Consider the following 23,566-nt stretch of genomic DNA (forward strand, 5'->3'; position numbering starts at 1 on the left):
CGGCGGTGCGTCCGGATACCGGTGTTGTATCCGGACGAACCGACAACGCCGCCGGTCGCCGTCTGGGCCCGCCGCAGCCCGGCAATGATCGGCAGGACAGGGCCTAGGCGCCCGCGCCGGCAGGTCAGGCCGGGGCGGCCAGCAGCCGGTCGCACTCGGCGACCAGCCGGGCCCGCAGCGGCGCGGCCCGGTCCGCGAACGACCGCTGGGCCAGCACGTACTCCTGCCGGCCCGCGCCGGTCTCGATCCGGACCGGGGCGTAGCCCAGCTCGGTGAGGTCGTACGGCGAGGCCCGCATGTCCAGCACCCGGACGTCCCGGGCCAGCTCGAAGCAGTCCGCCACCAGTTCCGACGGCACCAGCGGGGAGAGCTTGTACGCCCACTTGTACAGATCCATGTTGGCGTGCAGGCAGCCCGGCTGCTCCAGCGCGTGCTGGCTCTCCCGGCTCGGGCTGAGCACGTTCAGCGGCCGGGCCGGCGCGGTGAAGAACCGGTACGCGTCGAAGTGGCTGCACCGCACGCCCCGCTCCTCGACCACCGCCGCCGTCCGCTCCGGCGTCAGGCGCAGCGGCCAGGCGTTGTGGCGTACCTCCTCCTGGGTCTGCCGGTAGACCATCGCCCACTCGTGCAGGCCGAAGCAGCCCAGCTGGGCGGGGCGGGCGGCGGTGGCGGCGAGCAGGCCGCGGATCCAGGCGATCGAGTCGGCGCGCCGCGCGCGTACGCCGTCGGTGTCGACGGTGACCCCGGCGGGCACGGCGCGGTAGTCCCGGCCGAACTCGGCCGGGTCGGCGTCGCGCAGCGTCACCCCGGCGCCGGGATGCCAGCGGCGCAACTGGGCCGGGCGGTGCGAATAGTAGGTGAAGAGGAAGTCCTCCACCGGGTGCCGGCGGCCGGCGCGGCGGCGGGCCAGGTGCGGCGCGAGCCAGCCGTCCACCCGCCGCTCGTGCGCGCGCCGCCGGGCCTGCCAGGCGGCCGCGTCGAGCACGGGGGCGAGGGCGGCGGTCACGGCTCCCAGGGTACGGCCGCCGCCCCGCCCGCCGATCAGGGCACGTCCACCCGGACGCCGGCGGAGAAGACCCCGCTGCGCAGTTCGAGATGTTTCGGCGGGTCCGTGCCGTTCACCGTGAACACCACCGGCAGCACCCGCCGGCTGCCCGCCGCGACCGGCTCGGCGAAGACGTCCCGCCCCCGGTTGGCCGCCCGGGTGGCGGACTCGTCCGCGCTCACCCAGTTGCCGTCCGGCAGGTACGCCCGCTGGAGCTGGCCGTGCCAGGTCTGCACCTCCGGGGTCAGGTTGCGCAGCCCCACGGTCGCCTCGCAGGCCCGGTCGCTCACCGCCGTCGCGGCCGGCGCGCAGGCCACCCGGTAGACGGTGAACTCGAACGCCGCCTCCCGCAGCGGCACGCCGACCTCGCCGTTTACCGTCCGCCCCACCCAGCCGCCGCTGGTCGGCTGCTTCTGCGTGTCGATCCCGGCCACCCGCTGGGTGGCGGTCCAGGCCGCCGCCCCGACCACCCCGGCGAGGACCACCGCGGCCACCCCGACCACCAGCCAGACCGGTGGCCGACCGCGCCGCCCGGCCGGTGCGGCCGGCTGCGGGTAGAGGCTGCCGCGCAGCGCCCCGCCGCCCGGCGGCGGCAGGCCGGAGGCGAGCCGGGTCGGGGCGGGGCCGGGCGGGGGCGGGGTCGCCCGGCGGCGCCGGCCGAGCTGCCACCACCACAGCGCGCCCGCGGTGATCACCAGCGCCGCGGTGGCGGCGGCGAGCAGCACCGGCGTACGCCGCCAGACCGGCGCCGCGGTCACCGTGGCGGCGGGCACCGCCGCGCCCGCCCAGGTCGCGGTCGCGCAGTCGTACGGCTGGCCGGCGTCCTCGCTGAGCGCGCAGACCGGTGCGGTGACCGGCCGCCCGGGCGCGGTGGTGGAGAGCGCGGTGTTCAGCGTCGTGGTGCTGCCCGCCGGCAGGGTGAGCTGCCAGGTGATCTCGCCCGGCGTGGCGGGCCCGGCGGACCGGGTGGCCTGGCCGCCGTTGGTGACCGTGGTGGCGTGCGTGCCGTTGGGCAGCTCCTGGCGGACCGTGGCCGGTACCGCCGTGCCGCTGGTGTTGCGGACCTCGATCCGGTAGGCCGGCGCCGGCGTGCCGGCCGGGCTCACCGCCACCGTGACCGCCCCCGGGGCGATCGCCCGGACCAGCGGCCGAGGCGGCACCGCCGGCGCGGAGCCGGGCGCGGCCGGGGCCGGGAAGGTGGGCGCCGCCTCGGTCCCGGTCGGCGCCGCCTCCGTCGCCCCCTCCGTCGCCCCCGGCGCCGGTTCGGTGCCGGCCGGGGCCGCCCCGGCCGGCGCCGCCGGTGTCGGTATCGGCGCGGCGGCCGCGACCGGCGCGGGCGCCGACTGGTGGGCCACCGGTACGGCGGCCAGGACGCCCAGGCAGTTGACGAGCACTGCGAGGGCCCTGTGGTGTCGTCTCGATGCAGGCATGCGAACGAACCTCCGCAGCCGACGCTAGGGGCGGGGCCACGTCGTGCGGGTACGAAGTGGCGATTCCCGCCCCGGCGGCCGGCGGTCGGCGTAGGGTGCGCCGGATCACGGCTGTCCACCGGCACGCCCGCGGGGAGCTAGATTGAGCTGGTGCGTATCGCTCGTTTCGCTCATGCCAAGGGAATGTCGTTCGGGGTCGTCGAGGGGGAGCCGGAGGCGGGCCCCCAGGGGCTGACCATTGCCGAGATCGAGGGCCACCCGTTCGGGACCGTCCAGTTCAGCGGGGCCCGGTGGGCGCTGTCGGACGTCCGGCTGCTCTCGCCGATCCTGCCCAGCAAGGTGGTCTGCGTCGGTCGCAACTACGCCGAGCACGCCGCCGAGCACGGCAGCGAGGTGCCGAAGGAGCCGCTGCTGTTCCTCAAGCCCTCGACCTCGGTGATCGGGCCCCGGGACGCCATCCGACTGCCGATCTTCTCCCAGCAGGTGGAGCACGAGGCGGAGCTGGCCGTGGTGATCGGCGCGCCGGGTGCGCGCCGGGCCGACCGGGCCGCCGCCGAGCGGGCCATCTTCGGTTACACCTGCGCCAACGACGTGACGGCGCGGGACCTCCAGCGCTCCGACGGGCAGTGGACGCGGGCCAAGGGCTTCGACTCGTTCTGCCCGATCGGTCCGTGGATCACCACCGGCCTGGACGTGCGGGACCTGGAGATCCGCTGCGAGGTGGGCCCGAAGCCGGACGAGATGGAGGTGCGCCAGCTCGGCCGGACCAAGGACATGGTCTTCGACGTGCCGGCGCTGGTGTCGTACATCTCGCACGTGATGACGCTGCTGCCGGGTGATGTGGTGCTGACCGGCACGCCGGCCGGGGTTAGCCCGCTCGTGGACGGGGATACGGTCACCGTCCGGATCGAGGGCATCGGGGAGCTGACCAACCCGGTGGTTCCGGTCTGATGACACGCATCGGGGCCTGAACCCGCTGGTCAGGGGCGGTTTCGGGGGCCCGATTTGGCGCACCGGTGCCGGGAGGGTAATGTTTCTTCCCGGCGCCGTAAGGTGCCGATGGGGTATGGGGTAATTGGCAGCCCGACTGATTCTGGTTCAGTTAGTCTAGGTTCGAGTCCTGGTACCCCAGCGCTACCGAGGTTCGCGAGAGCCTCCGGTCGCTGGATTCTTCCGAGTTCGGCTCCGGCCCGCGAGGGGCGGAGTTGATCTCTGATAGAGTGCAGCTTCCCCGCCCGGCAGGGTCGGGGAAGCATTGTTCTGGCCCCGTCGTCTAGCGGCCCAGGACGCCGCCCTCTCAAGGCGGTAGCGCCGGTTCGAATCCGGTCGGGGCTACAGCGCTGACAGCCCGTCTCACCCCGGTGAGACGGGCTTCTTCGCGTCCGGGGTGGGGTGGGGGTGTAAGGAGGGTGCCCTTGTTAACGCCTCCGGTAGAGGCGGGGCCCCCTGTTAACACCCCGGGTTCCAGCTGTCCCCGGACCGGTTGCGATGTCGGGGTGCGCTGGGTGGCGCCGAGCGCCGATCGTCGCGCCGCGCGGCCACCCGGAGCCAATCGCCGCGCGGCCACCCCGGCGGCCGATCGTTGCGGGCGCGCGGCGACCCCAACGGCCGGGGGTGGGCCGGATGCGGTTAGACTACTGCCGCACCGTCCGACAGGGCGGTGAAGCAGGAAAAGTTCTGGCCCCGTCGTCTAGCGGCCCAGGACGCCGCCCTCTCAAGGCGGTAGCGCCGGTTCGAATCCGGTCGGGGCTACAGCACCGACGGCCCGTCCCACCCCGTGGGGCGGGCCGTTTTCACGTCCCCACCCCCACCCGCCCATGAGGTCGGTGGGTGGGTCCTCCGTCCCCGGCGACCTCCTGATCGACGCCGGCGAGCCTCGGGTGGGAGGGGTAGGGGTCAGAGGCCGGAAAGGCGTTGGCCGGCGCGGACGACGGCCATGGCGTGCCGTTCGCCGGGCCGGCGGCCCAGCCGCTCGATCGGCCCGGAGACGCTGATCGCGGCGATCACCCGGCCGGTCCGGTCCCGGATGGGGGCCGAAACGCTGGCCACGCCGGCCTCCCGCTCGGCCACGCTCTGGGCCCAGCCGCGGCGGCGTACCTCGGCGAGGGTGCGGCCGGTGAACTTCGACCGGGGCAGCAGCGGCATGACGGCCTCCGGCGGTTCCCAGGCGAGCAGGATCTGCGCCGCGGACCCCGCCGTCATGGGCAGCACCGAGCCGACCGGCACGGTGTCCCGCAGGCCGCTGGCCCGTTCGGCGGCGGCCACGCAGATCCGCTCGTCGGCCCGGCGCAGATAGAGCTGCGCGCTCTCCCCGGTCGCGTCGCGCAGCGCGGCGAGCAGCGGCTCGGCCGCCGTCAGCAGTACGTCCGGTGCGGCGTTGGCGAGTTCGCCGAGGCGCGGGCCGGGACGCCAGCGTCCCTGGGTGTCCCGTACGAGCATGCGGTGGATCTCCAGCGCCTGGGCCAGCCGGTGCGCGGTGGCCCGCGGCAGCTTGGTGCGTTCGACGAGTTCGGCCAGGCTGGCGCCGTCGACGCAGGCGGCCAGGATGACCACCGCCTTGTCGAGGACGCCGACTCCGCTCATGCTGTGTCCCACGGGCCGAAACTTACCTCCCAGAATCTAGGAAGTCCAGATGTTGGGAGCGGCGTCACGGTCCGCCGGGTGGGTCGTCGCCGTCACCGGCCGGGTGTCGCCGGCTCCGGTCGACGGGGGCCGTTCGGGTGTCGACGGCTCCGGTCCACGGCGCCGCTCACCTGGCGTGGCGCATGAACCCGCGAGCCGGCCGCCGCCGCTCCCGCTCCGGCGGTCCCGACCGCCGCGCATCGACAATAATAGTAGTCCTTTGTGGACCTGTTAATGCGGGGCGCGCCTTCCGCCGCTCCCGTCGAAGTCGTCCCGGCGCATGCAGCGCATTCAACGATGGCGATGCCGGGATTCGGATGCGCGATTGCCGTACCCCTTGGCGGCCGTCGGATCGGTAATCCGGGCGGGGTCGCGGCGGCCGGCGGCGGGCCTTCCGCGGCGGGGCCGGCGCCGGCCGGGCGGGTCGGTGGAAAGGCTCGCACCGGACGACTGTGGACCGGCCCGCCCGGTGGCCGGAAGGCCCGTTACGGCGGGCGTTTCCGCCCCCGGGGCGGCCCGGACGCCCGGTCGCGCCTCGGTTTCCGCCCCGACGGGCGCGCCGGGGCGGGTGAATCCGTTGCGACACAAGGGCTTTTTTCCACCGAATGTTTGTGTCCCGGCAGCACAGGGCATACCGTGCGCGCAGAATGGCTCGCGTCGAGTCAGTTGCACAATTGGGAGGAAGTCGTGAACAAGGCCGAGCTCATCGAGGCGCTCGCCGTTCGCCTGGGGGACCGGAAAACGGCGACGGCCGCGCTCGACGCGGTACTCGCTGAGGTCCAGGCGGCGGTCACCAAGGGCGAGAAGGTGGCGATCACCGGTTTCGGAGCGTTCGAAAAGCGTGTCCGAGGCGCCCGAACAGCGCGCAACCCACGGACCGGCGAGGCGGTGAAGGTCAAGAAGACCTCCGTCCCGACCTTCCGCGCGGGTGCCGGTTTCAAGGAGATGGTGGCCAGCGGCAAGGTGCCCAAGGCCGCCGCCCCCGCGAAGAAGACCGCCGCGGCGGGTGCCAAGGCGACCGGCGCCAAGGCCGCCGGTGCCAAGGCGACCGGCACGAAGGCGGCCGGCACCAAGGCGACCGCGGCGAAGAAGACCACCGCCGCCAAGAAGACCACCACCGCCACGGCGACGGCCAAGAAGACCGCCGCCAAGAAGACCACGGCGGCGAAGGCTACCAAGACCACCGCCACGAAGAAGGCCGCACCGGCGAAGAAGACCACCGCGGCCAAGAAGACGACGACGGCCAAGAAGACCACGGCCGCCAAGAAGGCACCCGCGAAGAAGGCGCCGGCGAAGAAGACCACCAGCCGGCGCTGACCGTACGGCCCACGAGGGCGCCCACCGTTCGCGGTGGGCGCCCTCGTCGTGCTACGCCCATCGCCGTTGACCGGAAACCGGGTGCCCGGCACAATCCTCGTGCCGAACACCCCGCCCGGTCACGAGAAGGGGGCGCCGGTGCGTCACCCCCGCCACCGCACCACCGTCCTGCTCGCCCTGGGCGTCGTCATCCTGCTGGACGTACTGCGGGTCTGGCTGCCGTCGATCATCACCATCTTCGGCCGGGCGGCGGAGACCCCGGCGGAACTCCTCGGCGGCTTCGCCCTCGGCTGGTTCGTCCTCGCCCTCGCCGCCCCCACCCTCGTACGCCGGCTCGGTGCGCGGCCGGTGGGCCTGGTCGCCGCCGTGGTGCTCGCAGCCGTCCGGCTGGCCCTGACGGCGGCCCCCGGCGGGCGGGCGCAGCTCTGGTTGGCCTGTACGGGGCTGCTCGCCGGCCTGGTGTGGCTCGCCGCGAGCGCCGCCGTCGTGGACCGGCCGGTCGCCGGACTGGCCCTCGGGCTCGCCGCCGCCGCCGTCGGCCACGCCCTGCTCGCCACCGAGGATCTGGTCTGGCGAGGTGGCCCGGCGGCCTGGGTGGGCAGCGTTCTGCTGGTGGCAGCGTTCCTGACGGCTGCGGTGTGGACCGCCACCCGGCCGTCCCCGGCCGTCCCCTCCGGCGGGACCGAGCCGTCCCCGGCCGGCTGCTCCGGTGGGACCGAGCCGGACGGCCTTTCGGGCGGGACAGCTGCACCGGCCGTGGCGGGCCTTCCGGACGGGACCGAGCCGTCCCCGGCCGGGACCGCGCTGCCGGCCGTGGTGCGAGCCGGTGACGCCGGTTCGACCGCGACGGCGGCCGGCCGGCGGGCCTGGCTGGTGTTCGGTCCGGCGCTGCTGCTGGCCGGCCAGTTGGCGCTCGCCCCGGCGCTGTGGAACGCCGCCCTGTCCTACCGGCACGGCTCGGCGGACTTCCCCGGGCTGGCCCGTCCGCCGGCCGGTGTCGTCCCGATCCTGCCGGCGGTGGCGGTCGCGCTGTTCCTGGCCGCCGCGTTCCTCCGGGCACCGCGCTGGCTGGCCCGTCCGCTCTGGCCGGTCGCGCTGGTCGCCGGCGCGGTGCTCTTCGCGGCCGGCCGGCCCGGGTGGCTGGTAGCCGCGATCCTGCTCGCCGCCGCCGGCCTGGGTGGCTGCCTCGGCCTCACCGACACCGCCGCACACCGGCCCGCCGGCCCGGCGGCCACTGGCCCGGCTAACCCGGGCCCGGCCGAAACCGGCCCGGCGAACCCGGGCCCGGCCGAAACCGGCCCGGCCGAAACCGGCCCGGCCGAAACCGGCCCGGCGAACCCGGGCCCGGCGGACACCGGTCCGGCCGACACCGGGCCGGGTGGCGGCGACCCGGGCCGCGGTCGGGCGGCTGTCCGCGGGATGCTGCTCTTCGCGGTCGCCGCGGTCGGCTACTACGCGGCCTACGACATCGGTTATCCGAACGGCTGGGCGCCGGTCGGGCTGGCCGTGCTGGTGGGCGCCGTCGCGGCCACCGGTCCGGCCCCGTCCGTCCCGGTCCTGTCCCGGTCGGCCCGCTGGGGGACGGCGGCGGTGCTGGTGCTGCTGACCGCCCTGGCGGGCGTGGTGCACCGGCCGGTGGCCGCTCCCGCGACCGCCGCCGCGGCGCCGTCGAGCCTGCGGGTGGTGGCCTACAACGTACGGATGGGGTTCGGGCTGGACGGACGGCTGGACCTGGACGCGGTGGCGCGTACGGTCAGCGGTGCCCGGCCCGACGTGGTGCTGCTCAGCGAGGTGGACCGGGGCTGGTTGCTCAACGGCGGCCACGACACCCTCGCCCTGCTGGCCGGCCGGCTGCGACTGCCGTACGTCTTCGCGCCCGCCGCCGATCCGGTCTGGGGTGACGCGGTGCTGAGCCGGCACCCGGTGCGGTCCGGCCGGACCCGGCCGCTGGCCGCGCACGGCGCGCCCACCGGGGCGCAGGCGCTCGGTGTCACCCTGGACGTCGGCGGCCGGGACGTCGCCGTCGTCGCCACCCACCTGCAACCGCCGCCCGGCGCCGGCCCGGTGGCCCAGGCCCGCGAGGTGGCCGACTTCGCCCTCCGGTACGCGGCCGGCCGGCCGCTGGTGCTCGGCGGCGACCTGAACACCGAGCCGGGTGACCCCGCGTTCGCCGAGTTCACCCGGGTCGGTCTGGTGGACGCCCTGGCCTCGGCCCGGCCGCTGCCGACCAGCCCGGCCGACGACCCGCGTACCCAGATCGACCACGTATTCGTCACCGCTGGGCTCGCCCCGGGCGAGGTGGCCGCCCCGCGCAGCGTGGCCAGCGACCACCTGCCGGTCGCGGTGACGCTCAGCCTCCCCTGACCGGTCGGCGGGTGTTAACAGGGGGCCCCTGCTCTACCGGAGGCGTTAACAAGGGCACCCTCCTTACAGGCGGTCGGCGGCGAGGAGGCGGTCGCCGGTGAAGGCGAGCAGCCAGCCGCCGCCCTTCGGGGTGGTGAAGTCGCCGGGCCGGCCGGTGAGGTGCTCCAGCAGGCCCGGGATCACCTTGCCCTGGCTGCACACCGCGACCGGGTCGCCGGCCACGGCGAGGTCGGTCAGCCGGGCCGCCGCGGCGAGCGCGCACTCGTCGGTCTGCTGGCCGGGCCGCGGCTCGTCCAGGTCGCCGCAGACCTCGATGGGCAGGTCCAGCAGCGCGGCGGCCGGGTCGAGGGTCTGCACGCAGCGCCGCGCCGAGGCGGCGAGCAGGCGTACCGGGCGGACCACGGCGACCAGGCCGGCCAGGGCCTGCGCCTGGGCCCAGCCCGGCCCGTCCAGCGGCCGGCCGTGGTCGGGGCCGGTCCAGGTGCCCCGCTTGCCGGCGTGCGCGTGCCGCACCAGCACCATCGTCGCGGTGACCGGCGGCAGCGCCGCGAACGCGGCGAGCACCTCGGCGTCGTGCGGATAGCTGACCAGCCGGGCCGCGTCGTCGACGGGCAGCCAGCGGACCTCGTCGACCTCGGTGTCCGGCTGGAAGCCGCCCGCCGCGACCGCCCGCATCGACCAGTGGTCGACCACTTTGGGGCGTCCCTCGCTGCGGTAGTGCGCGGCGGGGAGGCGGACCTGCGGCACCGCCCGGACGTCGGTCTCCTCGGCGACCTCGCGGACCGCGGCGAGCAGCGGGTGCTCGCCGCGGTCCAGCTTGCCCTTCGGCAGCGACCAGTCGCCGTAGCGGGGACGGTGGATCAGGCAGACCTCGACCGCCGGGCCGGCCGGCCGCCAGACCACTCCGCCGGCCGCCCGGATCCCGGTCACGGCAGCCATCGCGTCCGGCGCCGCCGGCTGGCCCGCCGCCAGGCGGCCGGGAACTCGGCGCGGGCGCGGCGCACGGACTGGCGTTCCCGTTCCAGCAGCCGGCCCGCCGCCACCGCCAGCCGGTGGTCGTCCGGGCGCTGCCCGGCCAGCGCCACCCAGGTCCGGCCGGCGACCGCGGCGTCCTGGTGCTCGCCGAGCAGGTCCTGGATCCGGGCCAGCGCCCTGGCCAGCTTGCGGGCGTCCCGGCCGACCACCGGGGTCGCCGCGCCGGCGGCGTACCGGGCCTGCTTGGCCCGCTTGCGGACGGCGTGCCAGCGCTCGTCCGGCCCGAGCGGTTCCAGCGCCGCCGCCCCGCCGTCGGCCGCCCCGCCGGCCAGCTTGCGCCACGGCCGGGCGACCAGCCGGGGCAGCACCCGGCGCGCCGGCCGGTCCGCCTTCGGGGTCAGCCGGGGCGCCCGGGCGGCCAGCACCAGCGCGTCGACCAGCGCCAGGTAGCGCGGGGAGCGCAGCGCCTCGTCCACGGCGGCCAGCGCCGCCTCCTGCCGGCCGGCGAGGGCCGCGTCCAGCCGGTCCACCGCCGCCGGGTCCACCGGGCAGGTCGGGTCGGCCGCGGCGGTGCGCCGCAGCCGGTCCCGCAGCACCTCCACGTCCCGGGCCGCGCCGAGCACCTCACCCAGCCACTTCAGCTCGGCCCGCAGCGGGCGGGCCCAGCCGGGCCGCAGCAGCGGGCGGAACGTGCGCAGGTCGCTGCGCAGCCGCCGGCAGCCGACCCGCATCTGGTGTACGGCGGTGTCGTCGTCGCCGACCGGGGCGCGCAGCCGCACCAGCGGATCGTGCGCGAGCAGCCGGGCCACGTCGTCGCGGATCGCCTCGGTCACCACCGCACCGGCGGTCGGCTTCGCCGGCAGCCCGCCCGGTGGCACCAGGTCCGGCTCGCCCAGGGCGGCCCCGCCGAGCGCCCGTATGTGCTTCGGCACGAACTCCCCGCCCCGGGCACCGGCACCGGTGAGCACCGTGCCGATCCGGTCCAGCAGCGCCCGGTCGCCGCCCTTGCGCTCCACCTCCAGCTCGCGGAACGCGTCGGTGGTCCGCCCGGCCGGGTCGCGCACGGTCACCCGGTCGTCGACCAGTTCGGCGAGCACCCGGCCGTCGCCGTCGCGCACCTCGTACGCGTGCCGCTCGGTGCGTACCGTGACGACCGGGGCCAGCGGGGCGCCGCGGGCGAAGACGGTGACCAGCTCGGCCAGCTCGGCCGGCGGGTCACCGGCCGGGCCGGGCCGGGAGATCTCGTGCCGCAGCCCGGGGGAGTCCGTCGGCAGCTTCACCGTCCAGGGCGGCTCGTCGCCGGCGCGGTGGCGCAGCGAGACGCCCGAGCGGGCCAGCCGCAGGTCGGCGGTGTCCCGGTAGCCGGCCACCAGGGTCACCGGGTCGGCGGCCACCACCGTGCCACCGGCGGGCGCGACGCCGGACAGGTCGGGCAGGACGAAATCGTCCGGCACCGCGTACTTGCGTTCCTCCTCGACCATCCCGTCCTCCCGCTCAGCCGGCCGTGCCGCCGACGCGGCGCAGCAGCGTCTCCTGGAGGTGCACCAGCGGGGCGTCCTCGGTGCCCGTCCGCCGGGTCCACGTGCCGTCGCCGGCCAGTTCGAAGGCGTCCACCTCCGGGCCCATCGCGCAGCTGAGCACGCGGTCCAGCTCGGCCCGGGCGACCGGGTCGCTGACCTGCACCAGCGCCTCCACCCGCCGGTCGAGGTTGCGGTGCATCAGGTCGGCGGAGCCCATCCAGAACTCCGCCTCGCCGTTGTTGCCGAACCGGAAGACCCGGGAGTGCTCCAGGAACCGGCCGAGGATCGAACGCACCCGGATGTTCTCCGACAGGCCGGGCACCCCGGGGCGCAGCGTGCACATGCCCCGGATCAGCAGGTCGACGTGGACACCGGCCCGGGACGCCCGGTAGAGCGCGTCGGTGATCTCCTCGTCGACCAGCGCGTTCACCTTGAACTGCACCAGCCCCGGCATGCCGAGCCGGACGTGCTCGATCTCCCGTTCGATCCGTTCGATCAGGCCGCTGCGGATGCCCTGCGGCGCCACCAGCAGCCGCCGGTACGCGGTCTGCCGGCTGTAGCCGGTGAGCACGTTGAACAGGTCGGTCAGGTCGGCGCCGATCTCCGGGTCGGCGGTGAGCATGCCGAAGTCCTCATAGAGCCGGGCGGTCTTCGGGTGGTAGTTGCCGGTGCCGATGTGGCAGTAGCGCCGGATCTGGTTGCCCTCCTGGCGGACCACCAGGGCGGTCTTGCAGTGCGTCTTGAGCCCCACCAGGCCGTAGACCACGTGGCAGCCGGCGCGTTCCAGGGTGCGCGCCCAGCCGATGTTGGCCACCTCGTCGAAGCGGGCCTTCAGCTCCACCAGCACCACCACCTGCTTGCCGGCGGCGGCCGCGTCGACGAGCGCGTCGACGATCGGGGAGTCGCCGCTGGTGCGGTACAGGGTCTGCTTGATGGCCAGCACGTTCGGGTCGGCCGCGGCCTGCTCGATGAAGCGCTGCACGCTGGTGGCGAACGAGTGGTACGGGTGGTGCACCAGCACGTCGCCGTCGCGCAGGGTGGCGAAGACGCTGCGTGGCACCTCGCCCTCGGTGAGCCGGGGGTGGGTGGCCGGCACGAACGGCTTGTCCTTCAGCTCCGGGCGGTCCGCCGCGCCGTACACCTGCCAGAGCGCGGAGAGGTCGAGCAGGCCGCGCACCCGCAGCACGTCGTGCGCGTCCATGTCCAGCTCGCGGACCAGCAGCTCCAGCATGTGGTCGGAGATGGAGGCGGCCACCTCCAGCCGCACCGGCGGGCCGAACCGGCGCCGGGCCAGCTCCCGCTCCAGGGCCTGGAGCAGGTCCTCGTCCCGGTCCTCGTCGACCTCCACCTCCGCGTTGCGGGTGACCCGGAACAGGTGGCACTCCACCACCCGCATCCCGGAGAAGAGCTGCCCGAGGTGTACGGAGATCAGCTCCTCCACCGGCAGGAACCGGACTCCCGGGCGGTCCTGGTCCACCCGGACGAAGCGGGGCACGTTGTTGGGCACCTTGACCCGGGCGAACAGCTCCGCCCCGCCGTCCGGGTCACGGACCGCCACCGCCAGGTTCAGCGACCGCCCCGAGATGTACGGGAACGGGTGCGCCGGGTCGACGGCGAGCGGGGTGAGCACCGGGAAGATGTGCCCGCGGAACCAGGTGCGCAGCCGCTCCCGCTCCGGGTTCTCCAGGTCGGCCCAGCGCACGATCTGCACGCCCTCGGCGGCCAGCTTGGGCTGCACGTCGTCGACGAAGCAGGCGGCGTGCCGGGCGACCAGGTCGGCGGCCCGCTCGCCGATCCGTTCGAGCTGGGTGCGCAGCGGCATCCGGTCGCCGCCGCGGACCGGCAGGCCGGCCTGGAGGCGACGCTTGAGCCCGGCGACCCGGACCATGTAGAACTCGTCGAGGTTGCTGGCGAAGATGGCCAGGAACTTCGCCCGCTCCAGCAGCGGGGTGCCCGGGTCCTCGGCCAGTGCCAGCACCCGGGCGTTGAAGTCGAGCCAGGACAGCTCCCGGTTGAGGAAGCGGTCCTCCGGCAGCGGGTCGGTCGCCGGCGGCTCGTCGCCGGTGGGGGTGCCCGCGTCCAGCACCTCCTCCAGGCCGGCGGAGTCGGCCGCGCGGCTGCGGGCGCCGTTGCGCGGCTCGGCGGCGGGCGGATCGTCGGTGGCGGACGGCTGGCCGGCGGGGTGCTTGCGAGGGGTGCTCACCCGCCCATAATCACCCGATCCGGGTTAACGCAAAATGAACTTGGCCCGGATCATGCCATCGTCGGCAACGTCACCCGGGTCACCGCGCCCTGTTCGTCGGTCTCCACCCGGACCCGCTGGCCGAGCCGGAGCAGCCGCAGCCCGGAGGCGTCGAACGCCCGGGTGGGGAAGGGCAGCTCCGTGCCGTCGTCGAGGAGCAGCAGGCCGCTGCGGGTCTGCGCGTCATAGCTGGCCACCGTGCCCTGCATGCCAGCACCGTACACCGGTGGGGTCAGCCGGCCCGCGCCGTGGCGACCAGCGCGGCGCTGGCCGGGCCCAGCCCGATCCGGGCCGCCGTGGCCAGGTCGGCGGCGGTGTCCACGTCCCGGCGCAGCGACGGCCCGGCGCCGGCCAGCGGCAGCGCCCCGCTGGCCGCGTGCGCCGCCGCCGAGCCGCCCCCGAAGCGCGGATCCAGGGGTACGCCCCGCGGCGCGGCCAGCAGCACCGTGCCGGTGCCCGGGGCGTCGGCGACGAAGCGGCGTACCCCCGGCGGTCCGGCCTGTGCGGCGGCCAGCGCCTGCGCCAGCTCGGCCGGGCGCAGCGCCGGCAGGTCCGCCGTGATCCCGGCCACCCCGGTGCCGTCGCCGGCCGCCGCCGCGCCGTGCCGGAACGCGGCGTTCAGGCCGGCGTCCGGCAGGTCCGGCACCACCCGGGCCCCGAGTTCGGCCAGCTCCGCCCCGGCCCGGGGATCCGCGGTGACCACCAGCACCGCGGTGACCAGCGGGCAGGCGCGCACCGCGCGGACCGTGTCGGCCGCCAGCGCCAGCGCCAGCGCGTCGTGCGGTACGCCGGGCAGGGCCCCCCGCAGTCGGCTCTTCGCCGCGTCGAGGCGCTTCACCGGCACCACCACGGTCCAGGTCGGCTGAGACACGGCATCACATCCTGCCAGCAGGCGAAGGTACCCTCACTGGCCGTACCCGGGGCGAGCAGGCATGATTTCCCAGCGGACCGCGGCACGGGTGCGGACGCGTGGGCGACGAGGAGGCAGGGTGGCACGGCGCAGCCTGGGATTCTGGCGACGGTTCGCCGTGGTGCTGGTCAAGCCCGTGATGACCGTCTGGACCCGGCGCACCTGGCGCGGGATGGAACAGCTGCGCGACACCCCCGGCGGGATCATCATCGTGCCCAACCACCTCTCGCACGCCGACCCGCTGGTCTCCGCCCACTTCGTCTACGACTCCGGACGCTGGCCGCAGTTCCTCGGCAAGGCCAGCGTCTTCCGGGTGCCGGTGATCGGCTGGATCCTGCACCGGTGCAAGCAGATCCCGGTCGAGCGGGGCACCGTCGACGCCGTCAAGTCGCTGGACAAGCTGGTCGCCGCCCTGGCCGAGGGGGGTGCGGTGGTGATCTACCCGGAGGGCACCACCACCCGGCATCCCGACCTGTGGCCGATGAAGGGCAAGACCGGGGCGGCCCGGCTCGCGCTGGCCACCGGCGCGCCGGTGATCCCGGTGGCCATGTGGGGGCCGGAGAAGATCTTCGACCCGCGTACCAGCCGGTTGAGCCTGCGGCCGCGGATCCCGGTCACCGTGGTGGCCGGCCCGCCGGTCGACCTGAGCCGGTGGGCCGGGGCGACCCCGAGCCGGGCCACCCTGGACGAGATGACCGAGGCGATCATGCTGCGGCTGCGGGACATGCTCGCCGAGATCCGGGGCGGCACACCCCCACCCCTGTGGGAACGCCCGAGCCGGAACCGACCCAGTGACCAACGCCCGGAGGCGGCAGCGTGAGCGGACATGTGGCGGTGCTCGGAGCGGGCTCGTGGGGCACCGCGTTCGCCAAGATCCTCGCCGACGCGGGGCGGGACGTGACGGTCTGGGCCCGGCGGGCGCCGGTGGCGGAGGTGATGCGCACGCAGCGGCGCAACCCGGAGTACCTGCCGGAACTGGTGCTGCCGGACCGGGTCGACGCCACCGACGACGCGGCGGCGGCGATAACCGGCGCCGAGCTGGTGGTGCTGGCGGTGCCGTCGCAGACGCTGCGCGGCAACCTGGCCGAGTGGACCCCGCACCTGCACCCGGACTCGACCCTGGTCTCCCTGATGAAGGGGATCGAGCTGGGCACCACCAAACGGATGAGCGAGGTGATCGTGGAGACCGCCGGGGTCCCCGCGGACCGGGTGGTGGTGGTCTCCGGCCCCAACATCGCCCCGGAGATCGCCGCCGAGCAGCCGGCCGCGACAGTGGTCGCCGGCACCGACTCCCGGCGCGCCGCGCTGGTCCAGTCGTCGATCCGGACGGCCTACTTCCGGCCGTACACCAACGACGACGTGATCGGTTGCGAGCTGGGCGGCGCGGTGAAGAACGTGATCGCCCTGGCGTACGGGATCGCCACCGCGATGGGCTTCGGCGACAACACCCGGGCGATGCTGATGACCCGCGGGCTGGCCGAGACCGCCCGGCTGGGCGTGGCGCTCGGCGCCGACCCGATCACCTTCGCCGGCCTGGCCGGCATGGGCGACCTGGTCGCCTCCTGCTCGTCGCCGCTGGCCCGAAACCGCACCTTCGGCGAGCACCTGGGCCGCGGCGAGACGCTGGAGCAGGCCCAGGCGGCCACCCGGCAGACCGCCGAGGGCGTGAAGAGCTGCCTGGCCATCCGGGACCTGGCCCGCGCGCACGGGGTGGAGATGCCGATCACCGAGCAGATCGAGCGGATCTGCCACGAGGGGATGGACCCGCGGCTCGCCGGGGACGCCCTGATGAGCCGGACCGCCAAGCCCGAGTCGTACGAGTAGGTGGCGATGAGCGACTACCGCGACGGAACCCGGTGCGTGCGGGCGGGGCTGCCCGACCCGGTGCCGGGGGAGCCGTTCCTGCCCGGGCCGGTGCTGGCCGCCCCGTACCACCTGGACCCGTGGCGGGGGCCGGAGGCGGCGGCGAACGGCTACGGCCGTCCGGACAATCCGACCCGGCGGCTGCTGGAGGCCGCGATCGGGGAGCTGGAGGGGGGCGACTGCCGGGTCTTCGCCAGCGGGCAGGCGGCGATCACCGGGGTGCTGCTGGCCCTGCTGCGACCGGGGGACACCGTGCTGCTCCCGGCGGACGGCTACTTCCCGGTGCGCGCCTTCGCCACCGACACCCTGGCCGGCATCGGGGTGCACGTGCGGTTCGTGCCCACCGCCGGGCCGTACCCGTCCCTGGACGGGGTGCGGCTGGTGCTGGTGGAGACACCGGCGAATCCCGGGCTGGACGTCGTCGACCTGCGGGAGCTGACCGCCCGGGCGCACGCCGCCGGCGCGCTGGTCGCGGTCGACAACACCACCGCCACGCCGCTCGGGCAGCGCCCGCTGGACCTCGGCGCGGACCTGGTGGTCGCCTCCGGCACCAAGGCGCTGACCGGCCACTCGGACCTGCTGCTCGGCTACGTCGCCACCCGGTCGGCGGAGCTGCTCGACCCGCTGGCGTCGTGGCGTACCGTCACCGGGGCGGTGCCCGGGGCGTTCGACGCGTGGCTGGCGCACCGCTCGCTGGCCACCCTCGACCTGCGGCTGGCCCGGCAGACGGGCAACGCCGAGGCGGTCGCCCGGGCCCTCGCCGGCCGCGCCGACGTGACCGGGCTGCGCTGGCCCGGGCTGCCCGACGATCCGGCCCACCCGGTGGCCTCGGCGCAGATGCGTCGGGTGCCCGGCGTGCTCGCCTTCGACCTCGGCAGCGCCGACCGGGTCGCCCGGTTCCTCGACGCGGCCCGGCTGGTCAACGCGGCCACCTCCTTCGGCGGCGTGCACACCACCGCCGACCGGCGCGCCCAGTGGGGCGACGACACCCCGCCCGGTTTCGTCCGGCTCTCCTGCGGGGTGGAGGACCCGGCCGACCTGGTGGCCGACATCGTCGCCGCGCTCGACGCCGCCGGCCCGGCCTGAGGGTGCGTCCGGAACGCCGCGCCGGGTTATCGTGACGGCGGTCCCGCAACCGGGGCCCCGACCGGAGGAGGTGAGTCCGATCCGCCCGACAGCAGGACCGGCGCTCCCTCCCGGATCCGGGTCGCGATAGCGGCCCCGGGAGCGCCGACGAGCGTTCCCGGAGGTTCCCATGACATCTGTCGCACCCCACCCTGACCGTGCCGCCCTCGTCCGCCGGCTGCGCGCCGCCGGCTGCGTCTTCGCCGAGGACGAGGCGGAGCTCCTGATCGCCGCCGCCGCCGGCTCGGCCGAGGCGCTGGCCGGGCTGGTCGAGCGTCGCCTCGCCGGTCACCCGCTGGAACACGTACTGGGCTGGGCCGAGTTCTGCGGCCTGCGGGTCGCCGTCGACCCGGGGGTGTTCGTGCCCCGCCGGCGGACCGCCCTGCTGGTGGCGACCGCGGCCCGGCTGACCGCGCCGGGGCCGGCGATGGTCGAGCTGTGCTGCGGCACGGGCGCCGCGACGCTGGCCCTGGTGCCGCTGGTCGCGCCGCGGTGGGCGGCGGCGGTGGACGTCGACCCGGCGGCCGTGGCCTGCGCCCGGCGCAACCTGGCCGGGCCGGGGGTGCCGGTGTACGAGGGGGATCTCTTCGACCCCCTGCCGCGGACCTGGCGGGGCCGGTTGGACCTGGTGGTGGCGAACGCCCCGTACGTCCCGACGGCGGCGGTGGCGCTGCTGCCGCCCGAGGCGCGGCTGTACGAGGCGCCGGTGGCGCTCGACGGCGGGCCGGACGGGCTGTCCGTGCTGCGCCGGGTGGCCGCCGGCGCGGCCCACTGGCTGCGGCCCGGTGGCCAGTTGGTGGTCGAGTCGAGCGGCGCGCAGGCCGCGACGCTCTGCGCGGTGCTGGACGGGTGCGGTCTGGCGCCCACCGTGGTCCGGGACGAGGAGGCCGGCGCCGTCGCGGTCACCGGCCGCCGGCGCGGCTGACCAGCCGTGGCGGTACGGCCGACGGCGAACTAGCCTCACGTCAGGCGGTTCGCGGTGGGAGGCGGTGGCGTGGTGGGCAGCGTGGGTGTGCCGGTGGTGGTCGGGCTGGACAACGGCGGCACCGCCAACAACGCCACCGTGCTGACGCTCGACGGCCGGTTCCTGGTCGACGGGCTGGTGGAGATCCCGAGCGAGGTGCGCGCCGGGCCGGACGCCGCCGTCGCGGCGCTGGCCCGGGCGTTCGACAACGTGCTGGCGCTCACCGGGGTGCCCCGGGAGCTGGTGCGCGCGGTCGGGCTGGACACCCCCGGCCCGGCGAGCGCCGCCGGGGTGATCTCCTCCCGGGGCTCCACGAACTTCGTCCACCCCGACTGGCGCGGCTTCGACGTGCGCGGCGCGCTGGCGGGGCGACTCGGCCTGCCGGTGGTCTATCACAACGACGGCAACGCGGCGGCGCTCTACGCCCACCACGTCCACTTCGGAGCCGACGCGCTGCGCCGCTCCTCCGTCGCCGCGATCGTCGGCACCGGCCTCGGTGGCGGGGTGATCGAGAACGGGCGGGTGGTCACCGGCGCGGCGGGCATGGCCGGCGAGTTCGGCCACGTGCACATCCCGCTCACCGGCCTGCTCGGCGCCGGCCAGCCGGTCCCGACGTGCGCCTGCGGCTTCTCCGGCGACGCGGAGAGCGTGGCGTCGCTGACCGCGATCGAGCGCAACCTGCTGCCGTACTGGCTGGGCCGGCACCCCGGGCACCCGCTGGCCGGCGAGACGCCGGCGCGGGCCGCGAAGCTGGTCCGGGGGTACGGCGAGCGCGGCGACGCGCTGGCCCGGGAGCTCTTCGCCCAGCAGGCGATGGCGCTGGGCCGGCTGTTCACCATCGCGGCCAACTTCACCGACCCGCACGCGTACTTCGTGGGTGGCGGCGTGGTGGAGGCGGCGCCGGAGTTCCGCGACTGGTTCCTCGCCACCGTCCGCGAGCACACCGTGCTCCGGGACGAGCAGGCCGAGGTGGCCACCTTCGCCCTGGTCCCGGAGCGGGACATGGCCGGCGCGCGGGGGGTGGCCATCGCGGCGGCGGAGGCGCTGCGCGCGGTGCCGGCGCCCCGGTCGCTGGTCGGCGGCTGAGGCGCCGGCCGGTCAGCGGCGAGGCGGTGCGCCGGCGAAGGCGGCCCAGGCGGCGGGCGGGAAGAGCAGGACCGGCCCGGCCGGATCCTTCGAGTCGCGTACGGCGACCGTGCCGGGCAGGGCGGCCAGCTCCACGCAGGCGCCCTCGTCGCCGCTGTGGCTGCTCTTGCGCCACCGGGCCACGGCCAGCGCCGCGCCGATCGTCGGGGTCATGGTCCTACCGTCCCTTCAGGAGGTGGTGGAGCTGGTCCCGACTCGCCGCCGGTGTCAGCGCGACGGTCCGGAGATGCTCCATGATCTTGGTGCAGGTGCGCAGGTCACCCGGCCGGTCGAGGACCATCTGCCCGGCCACCGTCTCCACCGAGGCGATGATCGGGTCCTCCGGGTCGGCGAACTCCAGGATGTGCAGCGACCCCCGGGTGCCCCGGTGGTATCCGGCGCTCAGCGGGATCACCTGAACGGTGATGTTGGGCAGCTCGGTCATCTTCAGCAGGTGCCGTAGCTGCCCGTCCATCACCGTCCGGTCGCCCACCGGACGCAGCAGGGCCGCCTCGTCGATGATCGCGTCGAAGATCGGCGGTTCGTCGCCGGAGAGCCGCTGCTGCCGGTCCAACCGCAGGTGCACCCGCTGCTCCACCTGCTCGTCGCCGAGGGTGTGCGGGCCGCCGCGCATGACCCCCCGGATGTAGTCCGCGGTCTGCAACAGGCCGGGCACCACGCAGGGTTCGAAGTTGGCGATCCCGGTGGCCTCGGCCTCCAGCGCGATGAAGTCGATGGTGCGCCGGTCGAGCAGGTACGAGTACGAGACCCACCAGCCGGGCTTGCGGGCGTCCTTGGCCAGCTGCACCGCCGCCGCCACCTCGTCGTTGCCGACGCCGTAGAGGGTGAGCAGGGCGCGCACGGTGGCCGGGCTGACCAGGGTCTGCGCGTTCTCGTACCGGGACAGCGTGCTCCGGGTGCTGTTGATCTCGTCGGCGGCGGCCTCGAGGGTGAGGCCGGCGGCCTCGCGGTGGGTGCGTAGGGCGATCCCCAGCCGTCGGGCCCGTGCGGTCTTCGGTGCCATGCATCGATGGTCGCACATCGGTGGGAAATTGGGCATGAGAGAACGTCGATGAGAGTTGCATTCATGCGTGGGCACCTGTCAATCTGTCACCACGTCCTCACCGCCGGTTGTCGTGTCGACGGCGGAGGTGAGCGACGGGAGGGGATGGGGCGCGCGGCGGTCGGGTTGGTCCCCCGGACTCGATCGCCGCGTGCCACGTCCGGACCGGGAGGAGCTGGGATGAGGACCACCACCCGCGGGCGGGGCCGGCATGTCTGCTGAGCCGCGGTGGAACGGACCGGGCGGTGCGCGATGACCCGGTTCCTGGTGGTGCTCACCGACGTCCGCCCGTTCGACGGCCACGGCCGTAACGAGCGGGCCTGCCCCGAGCGGCGCCGCCAGGTGGTCGGCGCCAGCAGCCGGGAGGCGGCCGACCGGATCGCCGGGGCGTTCATGGCGCTGGGCATGGTCCGCGCCGGCCGGCAGCGGGTCAAGGTGATCGCCGTCGGGCGGCGCCGGGAGGGCTGAGCCGATCCACCGGCCCGGGGTCAGCACGCCCCGGGCCACCCCGTCCGGTTACGCTCGGTATATCGGTCATTGACCGATTGCCAGGCATGCTCGTTCTCACCGGGTATCCCCAGCCGGCCTTCGCCACGCACAGTAAGGTCAACCGGGTGAGCGCCATCGGCGAGCACGGCCAGCCGCAGCCGCGAGCGAAGAGGTGACCCCAGTGACCACCCCAGGCAAGACCCGTGTGGCGATCGTCTTCGGCGGCCGCAGCCCCGAGCACGGCATCTCCTGCGTCAGCGCGGGCAGCGTGCTGGGCGCGCTGGACCCGGACGAGTACGAGGTGGTGCCGGTGGGCATCACCCGCCAGGGGCAGTGGGTGCTGGCCAGCGGCGACCCGGCCGAGCTGGCCATCGCCGACCGCAAGCTGCCGGAGATCACCGCCGGTTCCGGCGCCGAACTGGTGCTGCGCGCCGACCCCACCGCGAGCGGCCTGCTGGTGCTCGACCCGACGCAGGGCCCCCGCGCGCTCGCCGACGTCGACGTGGTCTTCCCGGTGCTGCACGGCGCGTACGGCGAGGACGGCACCATCCAGGGCATGCTGGAGATGGCCGACATCCCGTACGTGGGGGCGAACGTCTTCGCCTCGGCCGCCGCGATGGACAAGGAATTCACCAAGAAGCTCTGCGCCGCCGAGGGCATCCCGGTCGGCCCGTACGTGGTGCTGCGCACCGGGATGACGCTGACCGAGGAGGACAAGGAGCGGCTCGGCCTGCCCGTCTTCGTCAAGCCGTCCCGGGCCGGCTCGTCGTTCGGCATCACCAAGGTCGACGACTGGGCCCAGCTCGACGCGGCGGTCGCCACCGCCCGCGAGATCGACACCAAGGTGCTGGTCGAGGGGGCGATCGTCGGCCGGGAGATCGAGTGCGGCGTGCTGGAGGGCGAGGCCGGCGGCGCGCCCGAGGCGTCGGTGCTGGCCGAGGTCCGGGTCGTCAGCGGCCACGACTGGTACGACTTCGAGGCCAAGTACATCGACGACGCCTGCGAGTACGACATCCCGGCGAACCTGCCCGAGCAGGTCACCCGGCAGGTCCGGGACTACGCCACCCGGGCGTTCACCGCGCTGGACTGCTCGGGCCTGGCCCGGGCCGACTTCTTCGTCACCCCGGAGCTGGACGTCTACCTCAACGAGATCAACACCATGCCGGGCTTCACCCCGACGTCGATGTTCCCGCGGATGTGGGCCGCCTCCGGCCTGGAATACCCGAAGCTGGTCAGCCGCCTCATCCGCACCGCCCTCCGCCGCGCCGGCCGCTGACCCCCGCCGGTCCGCCGTTCCCTGCGGGTTAGCGCGAGCCGGACGGCCGCCGCGAGCCGAGCGGGCCAGCGCGAGCCGACAACTTCGGGGAAGTTGTCGCCTCGGCGGCGTGCGAAGCGACAACTTCCCTGAAGTTGTCGCCCGGGGACGCCGGGGTGACTGGCGGCGCGGGGCACCGGGGTGCCCAGGGGCATGTGGGTGCTGGGGGTGCCTGGGGCGGGGTCAGCCGCGGGCGCAGCCGGCGGGGATGGACTTGGCCGACGGGACGGTGGCCACCACCGTGTCGGAGAACGGCGGGAGCCACTGCAACGCGCTGTCGTACGCGCCGGGCACGGTCAGCGCGACCGGCACCTCGCGGTCGACCGAGGTGAGCACCGTCGAGCCGTCCGGCTGCTTCGCCGGATACCAGCAGACCTTGTCCACCACCCAGACCTCGTCGGTGGCCGGGAAGCTCGGCGCCGCCCCGCCGCAGGCCACGGTTAGCGCGGGATCGCCGTACGCGGCGTTCTGCTCCGGACCGGCGGTGACCGGCCGCTGCGACAGGTCGCGGACGGTGTCCGGCAGTTGGGAGATCAGCGCGCGGCAGACCGTCGCCGGGCGGGCGGCCAGCGCCGGGGCGGCCATCTCGACCGGTGCGGTGGACTGGGGCCGGGGCGGGGTCGGGCTCGGCGCGGCGGCCGGTTCGGCGGGGGCGAGCCTGGCCAGCGCGAGCGCCGCCACCAGCGCGGTGACCGGCACGGCGACCAGGGTGGCGATCAGCGCGGCGCGCCGGTTCGTCCGGTCCGTGGCCGGCCGGTCGGTCGCCGGAGCGCCGCCGGTGCCGTCGGTCCCGGCCGCGTCGTCCGGCCGGTCCCGGCCCGCCACGGCGCGGGAGGAGGTGTTCTCGTCCACTTAGAGGCGCACCACCGAACAGGTCAGGGTACGGGTGATGCCGGGCACCATCTGCACCTTGCTGACAATGAGTTTGCCCAGCTCGTCGACGGTGTTGGCCTCGGTGAGCACCACCACGTCGTACGGCCCGGTGACGGCGTCGACGCGTGCCACGCCGGAGATGTCCGCGATCTGGCCGGCCACGTCACGGGCGCGTCCGACCTCGGTCTGGATGAGGATGTACGCCTGTACCACCACTCGACCTCCCGTCCGTCGCCGCTCACTGGCGGCCCGAAGGGTGAAACTACCTTACGGAGCAGGCGTGATCCCGATCGGTGGTCGAGGAGAAGCGGTGAGCGAGCGTGA

At 75.2% G+C, this 23,566-nt stretch carries 22 protein-coding genes and 3 tRNA genes; 13 read left to right on the plus strand and 12 right to left on the minus strand.

Annotated elements, in window-relative coordinates; genetic code table 11:
- Window positions 1–124: 124 nt before the first annotated feature.
- On the minus strand, window positions 125–1,006 hold the full coding sequence (locus tag K7640_RS03280; RefSeq protein WP_222953188.1) for a 3-methyladenine DNA glycosylase: 882 nt from the start codon (window positions 1,004–1,006) through the stop codon (window positions 125–127).
- Between the two features lie 35 nt (window positions 1,007–1,041).
- Window positions 1,042–2,475 carry a DUF4139 domain-containing protein gene (locus K7640_RS03285; RefSeq protein ID WP_222953189.1) on the minus strand — a complete coding sequence of 478 codons (1,434 nt, stop codon included), beginning with the start codon at window positions 2,473–2,475 and terminating at the stop codon, window positions 1,042–1,044.
- Between the two features lie 150 nt (window positions 2,476–2,625).
- On the opposite strand from K7640_RS03285, the gene K7640_RS03290 reads away from it, so the two are divergent.
- The 4 genes from K7640_RS03290 (at window position 2,626) to K7640_RS03305 (ending at window position 4,227) form a co-directional block, all read left to right on the plus strand.
- Window positions 2,626–3,426 carry a fumarylacetoacetate hydrolase family protein gene (locus tag K7640_RS03290; protein ID WP_222953190.1) on the plus strand — a complete coding sequence of 267 codons (801 nt, stop codon included), beginning with the start codon at window positions 2,626–2,628 and terminating at the stop codon, window positions 3,424–3,426.
- Between the two features lie 109 nt (window positions 3,427–3,535).
- Window positions 3,536–3,607 (plus strand) — tRNA-Gln (locus K7640_RS03295).
- A gap of 130 nt (window positions 3,608–3,737) precedes the next feature.
- Window positions 3,738–3,810, plus strand: a tRNA-Glu gene (locus K7640_RS03300).
- A gap of 344 nt (window positions 3,811–4,154) precedes the next feature.
- A tRNA-Glu gene (locus K7640_RS03305) sits at window positions 4,155–4,227 on the plus strand.
- Between the two features lie 144 nt (window positions 4,228–4,371).
- Here K7640_RS03305 and K7640_RS03310 read toward each other — a convergent pair.
- Window positions 4,372–5,058, minus strand: coding sequence for an IclR family transcriptional regulator (locus tag K7640_RS03310; RefSeq protein WP_222953191.1), 687 nt, complete (start codon window positions 5,056–5,058; stop codon window positions 4,372–4,374).
- 726 nt (window positions 5,059–5,784) lie between these two features.
- On the opposite strand from K7640_RS03310, the gene K7640_RS03315 reads away from it, so the two are divergent.
- Both K7640_RS03315 and K7640_RS03320 read left to right on the plus strand, forming a co-directional pair.
- The gene (locus tag K7640_RS03315) at window positions 5,785–6,414 is read left to right on the plus strand and encodes an HU family DNA-binding protein (RefSeq protein WP_222953192.1); all 630 of its coding nucleotides are present in this window, start codon (window positions 5,785–5,787) and stop codon (window positions 6,412–6,414) included.
- Window positions 6,415–6,552: 138 nt separating this feature from the next.
- Window positions 6,553–8,778 (plus strand): endonuclease/exonuclease/phosphatase family protein, encoded by a 2,226-nt coding sequence (locus K7640_RS03320; protein ID WP_222953193.1) that lies wholly within the window; start codon window positions 6,553–6,555, stop codon window positions 8,776–8,778.
- A 63-nt stretch (window positions 8,779–8,841) separates the two neighbouring features.
- On the opposite strand, the gene K7640_RS03325 is transcribed toward K7640_RS03320, so the two are convergent.
- Genes K7640_RS03325 through cofC form a run of 5 tightly spaced genes read right to left on the minus strand, consistent with a single transcriptional unit; the run spans window position 8,842 to window position 14,386 of the window.
- Entirely contained in the window at window positions 8,842–9,717 is an 876-nt protein-coding gene (locus tag K7640_RS03325) for an NUDIX hydrolase (RefSeq protein WP_222953194.1), read from the minus strand.
- Window positions 9,705–11,234: a CYTH and CHAD domain-containing protein gene (locus K7640_RS03330; RefSeq protein ID WP_222953195.1), complete on the minus strand. Its 1,530-nt coding sequence runs from the start codon at window positions 11,232–11,234 to the stop codon at window positions 9,705–9,707. The genes K7640_RS03325 and K7640_RS03330 overlap by 13 nt, the downstream gene beginning before the upstream one ends.
- Before the next feature lie 13 nt (window positions 11,235–11,247).
- Window positions 11,248–13,476 (minus strand): RNA degradosome polyphosphate kinase, encoded by a 2,229-nt coding sequence (locus tag K7640_RS03335; protein WP_222953196.1) that lies wholly within the window; start codon window positions 13,474–13,476, stop codon window positions 11,248–11,250.
- A 50-nt stretch (window positions 13,477–13,526) separates the two neighbouring features.
- Window positions 13,527–13,724 (minus strand): cold-shock protein, encoded by a 198-nt coding sequence (locus K7640_RS03340; protein WP_222953197.1) that lies wholly within the window; start codon window positions 13,722–13,724, stop codon window positions 13,527–13,529.
- A 23-nt stretch (window positions 13,725–13,747) separates the two neighbouring features.
- Window positions 13,748–14,386 carry a 2-phospho-L-lactate guanylyltransferase gene (cofC, locus tag K7640_RS03345; protein ID WP_222953198.1) on the minus strand — a complete coding sequence of 213 codons (639 nt, stop codon included), beginning with the start codon at window positions 14,384–14,386 and terminating at the stop codon, window positions 13,748–13,750.
- Between the two features lie 118 nt (window positions 14,387–14,504).
- On the opposite strand from cofC, the gene K7640_RS03350 reads away from it, so the two are divergent.
- The 5 genes from K7640_RS03350 to K7640_RS03370 all read left to right on the plus strand — a co-directional run bounded on the left by K7640_RS03350 (window position 14,505) and on the right by K7640_RS03370 (window position 19,463).
- A complete protein-coding gene (locus tag K7640_RS03350) occupies window positions 14,505–15,245 on the plus strand; it encodes a 1-acyl-sn-glycerol-3-phosphate acyltransferase (RefSeq protein WP_222953199.1) in 741 nt (246 codons plus the stop codon).
- A complete protein-coding gene (locus K7640_RS03355; RefSeq protein ID WP_222953200.1) occupies window positions 15,242–16,249 on the plus strand; it encodes an NAD(P)H-dependent glycerol-3-phosphate dehydrogenase in 1,008 nt (335 codons plus the stop codon). Before K7640_RS03350 ends, K7640_RS03355 begins: the two co-directional genes overlap by 4 nt.
- 6 nt (window positions 16,250–16,255) lie before the next feature.
- Entirely contained in the window at window positions 16,256–17,374 is a 1,119-nt protein-coding gene (locus K7640_RS03360; protein ID WP_222953201.1) for a cystathionine gamma-lyase, read from the plus strand.
- 169 nt (window positions 17,375–17,543) lie between these two features.
- Window positions 17,544–18,338 carry a putative protein N(5)-glutamine methyltransferase gene (locus K7640_RS03365; protein ID WP_222953202.1) on the plus strand — a complete coding sequence of 265 codons (795 nt, stop codon included), beginning with the start codon at window positions 17,544–17,546 and terminating at the stop codon, window positions 18,336–18,338.
- 72 nt (window positions 18,339–18,410) lie between these two features.
- Window positions 18,411–19,463 carry an ROK family protein gene (locus tag K7640_RS03370; RefSeq protein WP_222953703.1) on the plus strand — a complete coding sequence of 351 codons (1,053 nt, stop codon included), beginning with the start codon at window positions 18,411–18,413 and terminating at the stop codon, window positions 19,461–19,463.
- A gap of 12 nt (window positions 19,464–19,475) precedes the next feature.
- Here the strand turns inward: K7640_RS03370 and K7640_RS03375 are convergent, their stop codons facing one another.
- Together K7640_RS03375 and K7640_RS03380 are read right to left on the minus strand one after the other, a co-directional pair.
- Window positions 19,476–19,676 (minus strand): DUF397 domain-containing protein, encoded by a 201-nt coding sequence (locus K7640_RS03375; RefSeq protein WP_222953203.1) that lies wholly within the window; start codon window positions 19,674–19,676, stop codon window positions 19,476–19,478.
- A 4-nt stretch (window positions 19,677–19,680) separates the two neighbouring features.
- Window positions 19,681–20,526 (minus strand): helix-turn-helix transcriptional regulator, encoded by an 846-nt coding sequence (locus K7640_RS03380; protein WP_222953204.1) that lies wholly within the window; start codon window positions 20,524–20,526, stop codon window positions 19,681–19,683.
- A gap of 291 nt (window positions 20,527–20,817) precedes the next feature.
- Between K7640_RS03380 and K7640_RS03385 the strand changes: the two genes are divergently transcribed.
- Both K7640_RS03385 and K7640_RS03390 read left to right on the plus strand, forming a co-directional pair.
- Window positions 20,818–21,033: a hypothetical protein gene (locus tag K7640_RS03385; RefSeq protein WP_222953205.1), complete on the plus strand. Its 216-nt coding sequence runs from the start codon at window positions 20,818–20,820 to the stop codon at window positions 21,031–21,033.
- A gap of 202 nt (window positions 21,034–21,235) precedes the next feature.
- Window positions 21,236–22,330, plus strand: coding sequence for a D-alanine--D-alanine ligase family protein (locus K7640_RS03390; protein ID WP_222953206.1), 1,095 nt, complete (start codon window positions 21,236–21,238; stop codon window positions 22,328–22,330).
- 222 nt (window positions 22,331–22,552) lie between these two features.
- Here the strand turns inward: K7640_RS03390 and K7640_RS03395 are convergent, their stop codons facing one another.
- Window positions 22,553–23,221 carry a DUF3515 family protein gene (locus tag K7640_RS03395; protein ID WP_222953207.1) on the minus strand — a complete coding sequence of 223 codons (669 nt, stop codon included), beginning with the start codon at window positions 23,219–23,221 and terminating at the stop codon, window positions 22,553–22,555.
- Window positions 23,222–23,455: an Lrp/AsnC ligand binding domain-containing protein gene (locus K7640_RS03400; RefSeq protein ID WP_222953704.1), complete on the minus strand. Its 234-nt coding sequence runs from the start codon at window positions 23,453–23,455 to the stop codon at window positions 23,222–23,224.
- Window positions 23,456–23,566 lie beyond the last annotated feature (111 nt).

Source organism: Micromonospora sp. PLK6-60 (assembly GCF_019890675.1).
Classification (GTDB): Bacteria; Actinomycetota; Actinomycetes; order Mycobacteriales; family Micromonosporaceae; genus Micromonospora.

What these genes read in the sequence shown, in the direction of transcription:
- K7640_RS03385 (WP_222953205.1), top strand. Translation starts at nt 20,818, where the DNA reads ATGACCCGGTTCCTGGTGGTGCTCACCGACGTCCGCCCGTTCGACGGC.
- K7640_RS03325 (WP_222953194.1), bottom strand. Translation starts at nt 9,717, where the DNA reads ATGGCTGCCGTGACCGGGATCCGGGCGGCCGGCGGAGTGGTCTGGCGG.
- K7640_RS03375 (WP_222953203.1), bottom strand. Translation starts at nt 19,676, where the DNA reads ATGACCCCGACGATCGGCGCGGCGCTGGCCGTGGCCCGGTGGCGCAAG.
- K7640_RS03285 (WP_222953189.1), bottom strand. Translation starts at nt 2,475, where the DNA reads ATGCCTGCATCGAGACGACACCACAGGGCCCTCGCAGTGCTCGTCAAC.
- K7640_RS03380 (WP_222953204.1), bottom strand. Translation starts at nt 20,526, where the DNA reads ATGGCACCGAAGACCGCACGGGCCCGACGGCTGGGGATCGCCCTACGC.
- K7640_RS03340 (WP_222953197.1), bottom strand. Translation starts at nt 13,724, where the DNA reads ATGCAGGGCACGGTGGCCAGCTATGACGCGCAGACCCGCAGCGGCCTG.
- K7640_RS03360 (WP_222953201.1), top strand. Translation starts at nt 16,256, where the DNA reads ATGAGCGACTACCGCGACGGAACCCGGTGCGTGCGGGCGGGGCTGCCC.
- K7640_RS03310 (WP_222953191.1), bottom strand. Translation starts at nt 5,058, where the DNA reads ATGAGCGGAGTCGGCGTCCTCGACAAGGCGGTGGTCATCCTGGCCGCC.
- K7640_RS03365 (WP_222953202.1), top strand. Translation starts at nt 17,544, where the DNA reads ATGACATCTGTCGCACCCCACCCTGACCGTGCCGCCCTCGTCCGCCGG.
- K7640_RS03330 (WP_222953195.1), bottom strand. Translation starts at nt 11,234, where the DNA reads ATGGTCGAGGAGGAACGCAAGTACGCGGTGCCGGACGATTTCGTCCTG.